Annotated in this window: 13 protein-coding genes; 3 read left to right on the top strand and 10 right to left on the bottom strand. The window is 53.6% G+C overall.

Translation table 11 applies throughout. The features are described 5' to 3' along the window. Window positions 1-86: 86 nt before the first annotated feature. Both iscR and trmJ read right to left on the bottom strand, forming a co-directional pair. Window positions 87-584: a Fe-S cluster assembly transcriptional regulator IscR gene (gene iscR, locus PAGR_RS05960; protein ID WP_014594322.1), complete on the bottom strand. Its 498-nt coding sequence runs from the start codon at window positions 582-584 to the stop codon at window positions 87-89. A 136-nt stretch (window positions 585-720) separates the two neighbouring features. Further along, window positions 721-1467 (bottom strand): tRNA (cytosine(32)/uridine(32)-2'-O)-methyltransferase TrmJ, encoded by a 747-nt coding sequence (trmJ, locus tag PAGR_RS05955; protein ID WP_013026745.1) that lies wholly within the window; start codon window positions 1465-1467, stop codon window positions 721-723. Window positions 1468-1589: 122 nt separating this feature from the next. On the opposite strand from trmJ, the gene suhB reads away from it, so the two are divergent. Continuing rightward, window positions 1590-2393 (top strand): inositol-1-monophosphatase, encoded by an 804-nt coding sequence (suhB, locus tag PAGR_RS05950; protein ID WP_013026746.1) that lies wholly within the window; start codon window positions 1590-1592, stop codon window positions 2391-2393. Between the two features lie 47 nt (window positions 2394-2440). Here suhB and PAGR_RS05945 read toward each other — a convergent pair whose 3' ends face one another. The 3 genes from PAGR_RS05945 to PAGR_RS05935 all read right to left on the bottom strand — a co-directional run bounded on the left by PAGR_RS05945 (window position 2441) and on the right by PAGR_RS05935 (window position 5247). Continuing rightward, window positions 2441-3454 carry a YrzE family protein gene (locus tag PAGR_RS05945; RefSeq protein WP_014605268.1) on the bottom strand — a complete coding sequence of 338 codons (1014 nt, stop codon included), beginning with the start codon at window positions 3452-3454 and terminating at the stop codon, window positions 2441-2443. 195 nt (window positions 3455-3649) lie between these two features. Next, the gene (locus tag PAGR_RS05940) at window positions 3650-4630 is read right to left on the bottom strand and encodes a nickel/cobalt transporter (RefSeq protein ID WP_013026748.1); all 981 of its coding nucleotides are present in this window, start codon (window positions 4628-4630) and stop codon (window positions 3650-3652) included. Next, a complete protein-coding gene (locus PAGR_RS05935; protein WP_013026749.1) occupies window positions 4621-5247 on the bottom strand; it encodes a DUF1007 family protein in 627 nt (208 codons plus the stop codon). The genes PAGR_RS05940 and PAGR_RS05935 overlap by 10 nt, the downstream gene beginning before the upstream one ends. 155 nt (window positions 5248-5402) lie before the next feature. Between PAGR_RS05935 and csiE the strand changes: the two genes are divergently transcribed. After that, complete coding sequence (gene csiE, locus PAGR_RS05930) at window positions 5403-6671, top strand: stationary phase inducible protein CsiE (protein WP_014605267.1); 1269 nt, start codon at window positions 5403-5405, stop codon at window positions 6669-6671. Here csiE and PAGR_RS05925 read toward each other — a convergent pair. Next, entirely contained in the window at window positions 6653-7801 is a 1149-nt protein-coding gene (locus PAGR_RS05925) for a 3-phenylpropionate MFS transporter (RefSeq protein WP_014594325.1), read from the bottom strand. The two genes, csiE and PAGR_RS05925, sit on opposite strands and share 19 nt — an antisense overlap. A 130-nt stretch (window positions 7802-7931) precedes the next feature. Next, window positions 7932-9185 (bottom strand): serine hydroxymethyltransferase, encoded by a 1254-nt coding sequence (gene glyA, locus PAGR_RS05920; RefSeq protein WP_014605266.1) that lies wholly within the window; start codon window positions 9183-9185, stop codon window positions 7932-7934. Window positions 9186-9510: 325 nt separating this feature from the next. Between glyA and hmpA the strand changes: the two genes are divergently transcribed. Beyond that, window positions 9511-10695, top strand: a complete 1185-nt coding sequence (hmpA, locus tag PAGR_RS05915; RefSeq protein WP_014605265.1) for an NO-inducible flavohemoprotein — start codon at window positions 9511-9513, stop codon at window positions 10693-10695. Window positions 10696-10900: 205 nt separating this feature from the next. Here hmpA and glnB read toward each other — a convergent pair whose 3' ends face one another. From glnB to qseG, 3 genes are all read right to left on the bottom strand, one after another. Continuing rightward, window positions 10901-11239 (bottom strand): nitrogen regulatory protein P-II, encoded by a 339-nt coding sequence (glnB, locus tag PAGR_RS05910; RefSeq protein ID WP_003848647.1) that lies wholly within the window; start codon window positions 11237-11239, stop codon window positions 10901-10903. Window positions 11240-11328: 89 nt separating this feature from the next. Next, window positions 11329-12663: a two-component system response regulator GlrR gene (glrR, locus tag PAGR_RS05905; RefSeq protein ID WP_014594327.1), complete on the bottom strand. Its 1335-nt coding sequence runs from the start codon at window positions 12661-12663 to the stop codon at window positions 11329-11331. Further along, the gene (gene qseG, locus PAGR_RS05900; protein ID WP_014605264.1) at window positions 12663-13334 is read right to left on the bottom strand and encodes a two-component system QseEF-associated lipoprotein QseG; all 672 of its coding nucleotides are present in this window, start codon (window positions 13332-13334) and stop codon (window positions 12663-12665) included. Before qseG ends, glrR begins: the two co-directional genes overlap by 1 nt. Window positions 13335-13336: the final 2 nt, after the last annotated feature.

Raw genomic sequence — 13336 nt, 5'->3', positions numbered from 1 at the left:
GCTACAGCTCCGTATAGAAAATCATACGTATTTATAGCAGATTCAGCCCCTACCGCGTTAGCAGTAAGGGCCGGAGAAGAGGAGGATTACGAGGCGCGAAGGTTCACGTTGATTTCCTGAGAACGGGAGTTCTGGAAACGGCGGTTGTCATTGGCGTTCTGACGGTCGGCCACGTCCAGGATTTCCTGATTATTCACCAGCTCAGCCAGCGTAATGTTGTTCAGGAACTCACTAATGCGCACACTCAGATCGCGCCACAGGACGTGAGTCAGGCAGCGTTCGCCGCCCTGGCAGCCCTCTTTGCCCTGACACTTGGTGGCGTCCACGGACTCATCTACCGCCGTGATCACTTCTCCCACCGCAATCGCATTGGCTTCTTTACCTAGCAGATAACCGCCGCCCGGCCCGCGGACGCTTGCTACCAGGCCATGCTTGCGTAAACGCGAGAATAACTGCTCCAGATAGGAGAGCGAAATGCCCTGGCGTTCAGAGATATCTGCCAGTGGAACCGGGCCCTGGTGAGAGTGAAGGGCAACGTCCAGCATGGCGGTAACAGCATAACGTCCTTTGGATGTCAGTCTCATAGCATACAACCTCAATAGCGTCCGGTTATCGGAGGATTAGCGAAGATGGCAGCAAGTCTGACATTCCTGAGTAATTTGGTCAACTATTTAACCAAGTAAATTACTCAAGTATTTAACCTGGTAATTTACTCAACTATTATTCGCCGTCCGTTCTGGTTCCTTTTCGCTTCTCGAAAGACGAGAGCATACCGCGCAAAATATTGAGCTCATCGCGTTCAGGACGGGCGCGCGTATACAGACGACGCAGTTTGCTCATGACCTGGCCCGGGTTGGCTTCACGGATAAACCCGCTTTCCAGCATCATGTTTTCCATGTGCTGATAGAAGCGTTCCAGATCATCCACCAGCGGATAAGGGGAAGCGTCGTACTGCGGTTTTGGGGTTTGGTTCTCTTGCGCCTGAAGCCAGGCCATACGCACTTCATAAGCAATGATCTGCACGGCCATCGCGAGATTCAGCGAGCTGTATTCCGGATTCGCCTGAATGGCCACGTGGTAGTGACACTTTTGCAATTCGTCGTTTGTCAGTCCGACGCGTTCACGGCCAAACACCAGCGCGACAGGCGCCTGCTGCCCTTCTTCAATACTTTTCACGCCGCATTCCCGGGCGTCCAGCATCGGCCACGGCAGAGATCGCGAGCGGGCGCTGGTGCCGACCACCAGGCTGCACCCGGCAATGGCTTCATCCAGGGAGTCTACAATCTTTGCCTCACCGATAACATCACTGGCACCCGCTGCCAGAGAGATAGCCTGAGAGTCTGGCTTCACCAGCGGATTCACCAGATAGAGGTTAGTTAACCCCATGGTTTTCATGGCGCGCGCTACGGAGCCCATGTTGCCGGTATGAGAAGTTTCCACCAGCACGATACGAATATTTTGCAGCATAAGAGTTGGGATCGGTCAGAAAATGATGACGCGTACTCTAACATAAAGCAGGACATTTACCGAACACCCTGCTATACTCCGCGCCGTTTTCCCCGTTCTTTAACATCCAGCGAGAGATACCGATGCATCCAATGCTCAACATTGCCGTGCGCGCAGCGCGCAAGGCCGGAAATTTAATTGCCAAGAATTATGAAACCCCGGACGCTGTCGAGGCCAGCCAGAAAGGCAGCAACGACTTCGTAACGAATGTTGACCGCGACGCAGAACGCCTGATTATCGAAGTCATTCGTAAATCTTACCCAAAACATACCATCATCACTGAAGAAAGCGGTGAGCTTGAGGGCGAAGATCAGGATATTCAATGGGTAATCGATCCGCTGGATGGTACCACCAACTTTATTAAACGCCTGCCCCACTTCTCTGTTTCTATTGCCGTTCGTATTAAAGGCCGTACAGAAGTGGCTGTCGTTTACGATCCTATGCGTAATGAACTGTTCAGCGCCGTACGCGGACAGGGCACGCAGCTGAATGGTTACCGCCTGCGCGGCAGTATCGCTCGCGATCTGGATGGCACCATTCTTGCCACCGGTTTCCCCTTCAAGCTCAAACAGCACGCCCCAGCTTATATGAACATCATGACCAAGCTGTTTACGCAGTGTGCCGATTTCCGTCGCACCGGCTCCGCTGCGCTGGATCTGGCGTACGTCGCCGCAGGCCGCGTTGATGGCTACTTTGAAATTGGTTTGAAACCGTGGGATTTCGCGGCGGGTGAACTGCTGGTGCGCGAAGCGGGCGGACTGGTCACTGACTTCACCGGCAACCACGGCTACCTGCATTCAGGCAACATCGTTGCCGGTAACCCTCGCGTGGTGAAATCGCTGTTATCGGCGATGCGCGAAGAGCTGAGCGAAGCGCTGAAGCGCTAACAGAAAAGGCGGCACGATAACGTGCCGCCTTTCTTATTGCCTTGGGATTAACGACGTTCGTGCGTTAACACCTGACGTGGCTGAGTACGACGTCCTACCATTCCCATCACGCCTGCCAGTACCGCTTCAATAATCAGGATAAAGAAAGCATACCAGCTGGCTTTCGCGGTTGCTTTCGCCGCCTGCTCGCCGGCTTCACGCGCTTTCTGCTCTGCCTGTTTTTTCAGTTCCTGATATTTCTGCATAGCCTGTTGATAGCTTTGTTCTGCCTGATTGACGATCTGTTCAGCTTCCTGATCGCTTTTTCCGGTCCGCGCTTTAATAATATTTTTTAAAGCATCACGATCGGCGGCCTGTAAAGTATCTGAATGACGAGCAATAACGCCTTTAAACCAGTTTGCTAAATCTGTGTCTGCCGTTTGTGGATGATTAGCCGTGTTATTTGCCTGATTTTCGGCATTCTGCGCTTCATTATTCGCATCCTGCTTCAGATTTTCCGGTTGTAATTCAGGCTTACCCGTTTGACGCAGCGTCGTTTCCAGTTCTTGCTGCATATTGTCTAAATTAATATTGTTTTGCTGCAGTTTCTCTTTAGCCATTTGCGTAACCGATGGCGCAGCGGCTGAAATACCACTTCCTACTGCCTGGAAACCCGTACCAAGAATATTCATGGCGCCGCCTAATACGCTACTGGCGAGGCTCACGGCCAGATAAATAGTTAAGACGGTACTAATACCAAACATCAGCAAGCCGTGCAGTGCGCCTTCACGCTGCGCCAGGCGACCGGCGACGTAGCTACCGGCGGCAATAGCGATCAGCATTTCAATGGCCGTCCAGACCAGGGCACCCGTTCCCAGATGTTTAAATGGATTATCTTCCTGCAAAGGGTCAATGGTGGTAGCACCAATTGCCGTACCCAGCAAGGTTAATAATATGTGAATAATCAAAGCACAAATTACACCGGCAAAAACGGCACTCCAGGAAATGCGTTTAAGGGGTAAGCCTGCCGCTCCGGTGACGAGCGGATCGTTGTAGCCATTATTAATACGGGTATCAGCCATGAGATATTTCCCTCGCAACACATAGCAGGTGAGTGTCGTTTTTTTCATTCCCAGACAGGGGTTCGCAATAACTATAAACAGCGTAGTCAGTGAAAACTATTTTCACCACTCAACGTGCAAGAGAAAATAAAAATAGTTGCGAAGCGAAAATGCGAGGATCCCGGCAGCGGGGAATATCTTCCGCCGCCGCAGAAATTAAAAGGGTCGGATACCGCCGGTAAAACCAGGCTGAGCAGACTGCCAGAGCGCACAGCCCACAACAATCAACGTCAGGCTGCCCACTAACGCCAGCACAGGCAACAGGCTGCGCGCACCTTTACCCACCTGGCTGTCCGCGCCAAGACGCTGCGCCAGCGCGCGGGAACGCTGCACCAGTAAGCCAATGGCAGAAATGGTCAGGGCGGTCCCCACCGCCATAACGGCGGCAGAAAGGACGCCCCACAGATACACGCCAATCACTTTAGAAAACAGCAGCATCATGATCGCGCCTGAGCAGGGACGCAGCCCCATGGAGATCACCACCAACAGCTGCGTTTTGCCATTAACGGCGCCCGCCATTTGCTGTGCGCTGGGCAAATGCGCATGGCCACAGCCACAGTGTTCATCATGCTGATGATGAGGGCGCAGCGCATGAATCCTCATTGTCGGCTGAGGACGCAACAGCAGCCAAAGCGCCTTTATCGCCCGGTAGCCTATCCAGATACCCAGGGCAATAACCAACACATAACTGCTCTTCTCCAGCCAGAAACTGCTGAGGTGCAGCTGCCGCGATGAGGTTTTCAGCACCACCAGCATCAGCGTGACCAGGATGATAGCCACTGAGCCCTGTAGCAACGAGGCCAGTAGCGTGAGTTTCATGCTGGTTTTTAGTTTTGCCGGATGCGTTGCCAGAAAGGTCGTGATCACGACTTTACCGTGACCTGGCCCTAAGGCATGCAGGACACCATAGATCAGGCTGAATGCCAGTAACGACAGTCCGGCATGATGAGGCTGCTCGGCAACCTGCTGCAGGAGCTGAGTCATCTGGCGATGCAGCACTTTTTGCCAGAGCACGCTTTGCAGAAGTATCTGGGGCCAGTGCAGCCAGATGGCCGCGCCCAGAGTAACCAACCCTGCCGTAAACAGTGCCAGCGGCCACAGCCGTTTTTTGGCTTGGGTCGTGAGCGTCAGTGACATGTCAGTATTACCGTTTGTGCAAACTGCCTTCCCAGATCCATATCCTCAGGCGGCGCATCTGCCTTGTCGAGCGAGAGCGCATACTGTTTCAAAGAGTCATCCGGTTTGGGCGTATGTAAGGTGAATGCACAGCGTGACTGTAAAGCTTGCGGTACAGTTAACGCCTCAGGTTTGTCGTAGAACATATCCACGAAGTAGGTCGGATCGAAGGTTAAAATCTCAAAGCGTTCATTTTTGAGTAAAGGCGGCTCGGCCAGTGGCAGAACAAATTCCAGTACCGCCTTATTGCCGCTGCGCGACAGATTGTATTCCGTTGGTAAATTCAAGAACTTCACCCGCTGCTTGTTATGCCAGATTTCGGAAAAGTAATGTTGCCCGAGCACGTTCGCCATCACACCCGCCGCCAGTTTCTTCCATACCACCGTTCCCGGTTTGGCATCGCTCGCGTCATACAGCAGGTCGGCGGAGGTAATCTCATCCATGGTCCACGTCATTTTCAGGCCGGTAAAACGATCGTCCTTCGTGACCAGCTCGGTTTTCATATCAATAAAGCTGTGTGGATGTGCCAGCGCTGACGAACTGACCAGGGTAAATAGTGCAAAAAACATGCGTCTCATAATGTTATAAAGTAACGTTCCTGATGAAAAGGTTTCTTAAGTAACAAAATTTTGTGACCCGCCTTAAACCTCTGAACAAAAAAACGGGTAAACCGTTCAAGGGTTCATGAGGTTGACTATTCTTAGCTAAAAATAGCCTGCTGGAATAATGATTGATGAGTTCTGCTACATCTTCAGCACCACTCTTCACCGGTTCACAGCGTCGCTGTCATCTGTTGTTACTGCTGTTTCTGCCCGCTCCCGCACTGACGCTTAAAAGATTAAGCCTGCTAAACGGAGTGGACATCGCCACCGCGAGACAGGACATCGCGGAAGTGGGTGATGAGATACAGCGCTATCATCGACTGGAACTCCATCAGATGGTGGATGGCAGCCTGCGCATTCATGGTACAGAGCTGGATCGACGCATTTGCTTAATCCATAATTTGCGACGCAGCCTGCGACTGTCGCAGGCCTTTGTCTGCGAGCATTTTGCCGCGCCCTTACGCCTGCGTCTGAAGCAGATGAAAATTGAAAAAGCGCTGTACGATGAAACCAATTTACAGGCGCTGATCCAGCACTGCAGCCTGTGCCTTAATCGCCCGTTCAGCACGCGCGATCAACTCTTTTTACAAATATTTATGAAATACGGCCTGTGCCAGCGCCAGCCTGCGATCTTTACGGCGCAGCAGCAGGCATGGCTGTCAGCGAAAGCAGAACGTCAGGCCGCAAAAGATGTTATTCATCACTGGCAAAAGCGCTGTCATCTGACGCCGGACGCCAGCGAAACGGATTTCTGGACGCTGTTATTTAGCCTGATCCATTTTCCGGACGCCAACCGTGTCGACCATCCCAGCGAGCAGCGACTGATGCGCGCCACACAGCGGCTCATTGATGATTTTGAGCACGTCGCCGGCACCACTTTTCATGACCGCACCGAACTCCAGCAGCAGTTATATACCCACCTGGCACAGGCGCTGGATCGCACCTACTTTACAATGGCTATTGATGACAGTGTGGCACAAGACGTAACCAGGCTTTATCCGCGCCTGCTGCGCACCACACAGCAGGCACTGGACGCTTTCGAGCAGACATTTCAGGTTCAGTTCGCGCCGGAAGAGGTCAGCCTGGTGACGGTGATTTTGGGTGCGTGGCTGATGCAAAGCAGCGCATTGCAGGAAAAACAGGTGCTGCTGCTCACCGGTGACGATCCCGAACTGGAACAGGATGTCGAGCAGCAAATCCGCGAGATCACCTTGCTGCCTGTTAACATCACCTATCAGCGCGTTGAAGATTTCCAGCGCGACGGCGCACCGCGCGAAGTCGATGTCATTATTTCGCCTTATGTCACCTCGCTGCCCCTTTTCTCTCCCCCACTTATCCACGCCGAACTGCCGCTGACTGAATACCATCAGCAGCGCATTCGCTATTTGCTGGAATCCTGACGCGGCCGCAGGAACAGTGCGGGCAGTGCCACCAGCGCCATCACCCAGAAGAGATGACCGTGCAGGTGAGTAAAGAGTACGCCGCAAATCATGGTCATGACGGCAATTCCGCCGCCCATTGCCAGCGCCGAATAGAGCGACTGCAAACGGATCACATCCGCCCCCTGCCGTGAAGCGATAAAGCGCATTGCGGCCAGATGACATACCGTAAAGCTACCGCAGTGGAGTAGTTGCCCCACAATCAGCAGCGGCAACGCGGTGCTGGCGCCGAGCAGTCCCCAGCGAACCAGCGCACAGATGCCTGACAGCAACAGCAGATCCCGTGCGCGCCAGCGGTGAAACAGTCGATGGCTTAAGGCAAACACCACGATTTCCGCTACCACGCCCAGCGACCACAGATAACCCACTACCGATGCAGAATAACCGCTCTCCTGCCACCAGATGGCGCTGAAACCATAATAAGCCGCATGCGCGCCCTGTAATAACGTCACGCACACCATAAAGCGCCAGACCGCGTTTTCCTTTATCAGATCGCGCCAGGCCTGCCAGCCTCCACCGACTCTGCCCTGCCTTTCGCTGCCCTGGGGATGGGTACGCGGGGTAAGCAGCATTCCTGCCAGCATACTGACCAACCCAACCGACAGCAGCATTAAGATCGCCTGCGAAGAGAAGGCGCTCACCAGCATACCGGTCAGGGCTGAGCTAATCACAAACGCCAGCGAACCCCACAAGCGAACGGGCCCGTAGGCAAGGCCAATCTGCTGCGTCCAGGTGGCGGCCAGTGCATCGCTTAAAGGAACCAGCGGCGAGAAAAACAGGTTAAAACCGGTCATGACTAACAGCAGCCACATCCACTGCTGCCCAACCCAATAGCCCGCCGCAATAAAGCAGGTCAGCAGGGCCAGCAGGCGTAATGCCGTAATCAATTGTCCGGGATTTTTAACCTGAGAGGCGATGAATAAACTGCCCACAAAGCGCGCCACCATGCCGCACCCCAATAGCAGGCCAATTTGTTCAGCATTCAGGCCCACACCTTTGAGCCAGACGCCCCAGAAAGGAAGATAAATGCCGTAGCAGAAAAAGTAGGTGAAGTAGCTTAGTCCAAGCCACTTGGCGGAGCCGATTGCCATGTTCCCTCCAGCAATGATGCGTCCAGGCAATGATATGTGGTCGTTACTTTGTCAGAGCCGGGTTATGCAGGCAATAAAAAAGGATGGCCATGGCCATCCTCTTGTCAGACTGTGTTTTCAACAGAAAGGATTATGCGTAAACCGGCAGGCGCGCACAGATATCCAGTACTTTCTGCTTGGTACGCTCAATGGTGGCTTCATCGTTGATGTTGTCTAACACATCCGCGATCCAACCGGCCAGTTCGCGTACGTCTGCTTCTTTAAAGCCACGGCGCGTAACGGCAGGCGTACCAATTCGAACACCAGAGGTGACAAACGGGCTTTTCGGATCGTTTGGCACGCTGTTTTTGTTTACGGTGATATTCGCGCGGCCCAGTGCGGCATCGGCTTCTTTACCGGTCATGTTTTTGCTGACGAGATCGATCAGGAACAGGTGGTTATAGGTGCCGCCTGATACGATGTTATAGCCACGCGCGATCAGCACTTCTACCATTGCCTTAGCGTTTTTGGCGACCTGCTGCTGGTAGGCTTTAAACTCAGGCTCCATGGCTTCTTTGAAGGCCACGGCTTTACCGGCGATCACGTGCATCAGCGGGCCGCCCTGTCCACCAGGGAAGACGGCTGAGTTAAGCTTTTTGTACAGATCTTCATCGCCGCCCTGCGCCAGGATGATACCGCCGCGCGGACCAGCCAGGGTTTTGTGCGTCGTGGAGGTCACGATATGTGCATGTGGAACCGGGTTAGGGTAAACATCCGCAGCAATCAGACCGGCAACGTGCGCCATATCCACAAACAGCCATGCGCCAACGCTGTCAGCGATTTCACGCATTTTAGCCCAGTCGCAAATCCCGGAATACGCCGAGAAACCGCCGATGATCATTTTAGGCTTATGAGTCTGTGCCAGCTCGGCCAGCTCGGTATAGTCAATTTTACCGGTTTCGTCGATGCCGTAAGGCACAACGTTGTACAGTTTGCCCGACAGGTTAACCGGTGAACCGTGTGTCAGGTGACCGCCGTGTGCCAGGTTCATGCCCAGAATGGTATCGCCTGGCTGCAGCAGCGCGGTGAAAACGGCAAAGTTAGCCTGAGAACCAGAATGAGGCTGCACGTTCGCATAGTCAGCGCCAAACAGGGCTTTAGCACGGTCGATAGCCAGTTGTTCAACAATGTCTACGTATTCGCAGCCACCGTAGTAGCGCTTGCCCGGATAGCCTTCGGCATATTTGTTAGTGAGCTGAGAACCTTGCGCCTGCATAACACGCGGGCTGGTGTAGTTTTCAGAAGCAATCAGTTCAATGTGCTCTTCCTGACGCACTTTCTCTTGCTCCATCGCCTGCCACAACTCGGCATCATAATCGGCAATGTTCATTTCACGCTTTAACATCCGCATCTCCTGACTGGCTATCTTTAAATCGGCAATTTACGCCCCCTGAGGGCGAAGGCAGACAGTGTAAACCGTTTTATCGGGGTAAGGTAGGGTGAATTCCCTCTTTTTACGCAAACGTTTGGCTACCGAGACGCCATGCCTTTTTATCCCTTTTTTGCAACGATTGCCCGCCAATATCATTTTTTCACTCTGTAAAAGATTTTTTGCGCTTTTGTCGCGAAAACCGGCCAGTTGCTGCCAGTAAAACCCAGCATGAGATTTACAGCATGAAAGAAATGATCATAAGATGCATTTAAAATGCAACTTTAAATGAGGTGTTGCCATGCTTGATGCTCAGACTATTGCTACCGTGAAATCATCCCTTCCCGCCCTTGCCGCCTGCGGCCCCGATCTGACTGCTCATTTCTATGACCGCATGCTTGCTCAGCATCCTGAACTAAAAAATGTCTTTAACATGAATAATCAACGTAACGGCGGGCAGCGTGAAGCCCTGTTCAATGCGATATGTGCCTACGGCGCAAACCTCGAAAACCTGACAGCGATACTGCCGGCCGTTGAAAAAATTGCGCAAAAACATACCAGCCTGAATATTCAGCCCGCGCAGTATGCAATTGTGGGTGAGCATTTACTTGCTACCATCAAAACCCTGTTGAATCCCGGTGATGACGTGCTGGCAGCATGGGGACGTGCTTACGGTGTACTGGCGGATGTGTTTATCCAGCGCGAAGAAGCGATTTATCAGGCATCGGAGCAGCAAAAAGGCGGATGGCGCGGGACGCGGCCGTTTCGCATCAGCGCGATTGAGCAGCAGAGTGCCGTGATTAAAAGCTTTACTTTTACGCCTGTGGACGGGGGTCCGGTTGCCCCCTTTAAACCCGGTCAGTATCTGACGCTTCACTTGCAGCCCGCAGGTTGTGAATATCATCAAATTCGTCAGTACTCACTAACCACAGGGAGCAACGAGAAAATGTACCGTATTGCGGTGAAACAGGCGCCGCAGGGAATCCTGTCCGGCTGGCTACATCAGCATGCAGAAGTCGGCAGTGAAGTGCAGTTGGCCGCCCCGCACGGCGATTTTTTCCTGCAGGTTAGCCCGACAACGCCGGTCACGCTCATTTCCGCCGGCGTTGGACAAACCCCAATGCTGGCAATGCTCCACGCGCTGGCTGCACAGCGGCATCTGGCGCCCGTCAACTGGCTTCACGCCGCCGAAAATGGCAAACAGCATGCCTTCGCAGACGAAGTGACCACCACCGGTGCCCTGCTTCCTGATTTTGCACAGCACATCTGGTATCGCGAGCCGGACGAACCCGATGCAGGCCGCTACGATGCGCAAGGTATGATGGATTTGGCGACCCTGTCAGCGCGGCTGCGGGATGTGAATACCCACTTTTATCTCTGCGGGCCACTTGGCTTTATGCAATTTATCGTTAAGCAGTTGCATGCGGTCGGCATTACGGCGGACAGAATTCACTATGAGCGGTTCGGTCCACATAAAGAGATATGAATCGGCGACTGCGAACGGCGCCCTTGAAGCAGTGGCGCCAGCCGTTCGGTGTGCAGTGCTGCGTTAACGCGGGCGGGGTAACACTTTGTGGTGAAACAGACAGCTTTTCGCCCCTCCCTTATATCAGGACGGGGCGAGATCTCGACGAATGAAACTTTTCCAACATCGCCGGGATTTCAGCTAAAGATTTTGCATCTAAAGTGAATTAAATCGCTTCTTCGTCTTCTTCGCCAGTACGGATGCGCACTACGCGGGCAACATCGAAAACAAAGATTTTACCGTCGCCGATTTTTCCGGTTTGTGCGGTGCGCATGATGGTTTCGACGCAGGTATCAACGATATCATCTCCGACAACCATTTCGATTTTCACTTTGGGCAGGAAGTCCACCATGTACTCTGCGCCACGGTAGAGTTCCGTATGGCCTTTCTGGCGACCAAATCCTTTTACTTCGCTCACGGTCATGCCGGTAATGCCGACTTCAGCAAGTGCCTCACGCACGTCATCGAGCTTGAAGGGTTTAATAATTGCATCGATCTTTTTCATGTCAGATCCTTTCCTCGAGCCCTCCATGGTTAGAGGGTTATTAAAGTATAAATGTCGCTGGCAGCGCCGCAGACTATGGGGGCAAAAAATTACTCTTTAAAGTCGCTGGCGTCCAGTTCATGCCGTGACAGCAGCTTATAGAATTCGGTACGGTTACGTCCAGCCAGACGCGCGGCGTTGGTGACATTCCCTTTGGTCATCTGTAACAGCTTGCGCAGATAGTTAAGTTCGAACTGATTCCGTGCTTCAACAAAGGTCGGTAGCGCGCTGTTTTCGCCACTCAGCGCCTGCTCTACCAGCGCATCGCTGATAACGGGCGAGGAGCTGAGCGCGACACACTGCTCAATAACGTTAACCAACTGACGCACGTTACCTGGCCAGCTGGCAGACATCAGCCGCTTCATCGCATCGACGGAGAAGCTGCGGATCTGCGGCTTATGCCGTTCTGCCGTTTGACGCAGCAAATGGTTAGCCAGCAGTGGGATATCTTCGGTACGTTGATGCAGCGCGGGGATTTTCAGGTTCACCACGTTCAGGCGGTAAAAGAGATCTTCGCGAAACGCATTCTTTTCCATCGCTTTCGGCAGATCCCGGTGCGTGGCCGAGATAATCCGGACATCAATATCGATATCATTATTGCTGCCCAGCGGCCGGACTTTACGCTCCTGCAGCACGCGCAGTAACTTCACCTGCAGTGCAGGCGGCATATCGCCAATTTCGTCCAGAAACAGCGTGCCGCCTTCTGCGGCTTTAAACAGGCCGTCACGCGCGCTGACCGCGCCGGTAAAGGCGCCTTTGGCGTGACCAAACAACTCTGATTCCAGAAGCTGCTCAGGTAAGGCACCGCAGTTAATGGCCACAAACGGCTTTTGCGCGCGCGGGCTGGCGGCATGGATAGCCTGTGCCAGGACTTCTTTACCCGTGCCGCTTTGCCCGTTAATCAGCACGCTGACGTCTGACTGGGCAACCATGTGTGCCTGTTCAAGTAAGCGCAGCATCTGCGGACTACGGGTCACTATGGCTTCACGCCAGCGGTCGTCGCTGACTGGCGCTCGCTGCGCCAGGGCTTCGTCTATCGCCTTATACAGTGCATCGCGATCCACGGGCTTAGTCAGGAAGCTGAACACGCCCTGCTGCGTTGCCGCTACGGCTTCCGGAATTGAACCATGCGCCGTTAAAATGATGACCGGTAAACCCGCGTGACGCTTTTGAATTTCAGCAAATAATGCCAGGCCGTCCATTTCATCCATGCGCAGATCGCTGATGACCAGCTCGATCTTCTCTTTCTGCAACAGCCGAAGCGCATCGGGCCCACTGGCCGCGGTCGTCACCTGATATCCCTCACTGGTCAGGCGCATACCTAACAGTTTGAGCAGGCTGGGATCATCATCCACTAAAAGCAGGTGGGCCGCTTGTTTCACCATTACTGATCTTCCTCTTGTGGCAGTGCCGTTCCGTGACTGCCGTCAGGCATATCAGAGGTTTTGCGCGACGAAAGCTGGCGCTCAATATCGGTTAGCCGCTCGAGTTTGCGCTGGGTATCACTGAGCTGCTGACGCAGTTTTATCTGTTGTTGACGCAGCGAATCTGACTGGGCATCGCTGCTCTGTTGCAAATGGGCGTAGCGTGACCGCATGGCGCTGAGTTCAAGCTGGGCGACCTGATTACTGCGCCAGAGCTGAATTAACGCACGCATATTGGGGGGGAACTGCTCGCTGTAGCCATCAAGCACGTTGATATAGTCGCGGCGTTCCAGTGGCGTCACATTGCCGTTTGCCATTAATACCCCCTGCTTAAAGGCGCGCGACCAGCTGTCCACCGGCCAGCGGTGGGCCTCCGCTCGTGCTTCAGCGGGAGAAAGTCGTTCGGCACAGTCTATACTGCGCATCCAGTAAAGGGGATTCATCATGGCGGCGCTATTCTCAATACGCCAGATATCGACGCAGCGCATAGTGAGATAGTCGACCAGCCGTGCTTCGGGCACCACAACGCTGCCCGAAGCGGGCTGGGCTGTTGTGGTGACCGGGGATGAGGCACACCCACTGAGCATCATGCTGCTCAGTGCGCTTATCATGAGGGCGGCGAAAAATTTCATGC

It is taken from the genome of Pantoea ananatis PA13 (genome assembly GCF_000233595.1).
GTDB lineage: Bacteria > Pseudomonadota > Gammaproteobacteria > Enterobacterales > Enterobacteriaceae > Pantoea > Pantoea ananatis.
The sequence above is the reverse complement of the archived record's forward strand: the minus strand, read 5'-3'. Positions and strand labels throughout refer to the sequence as shown.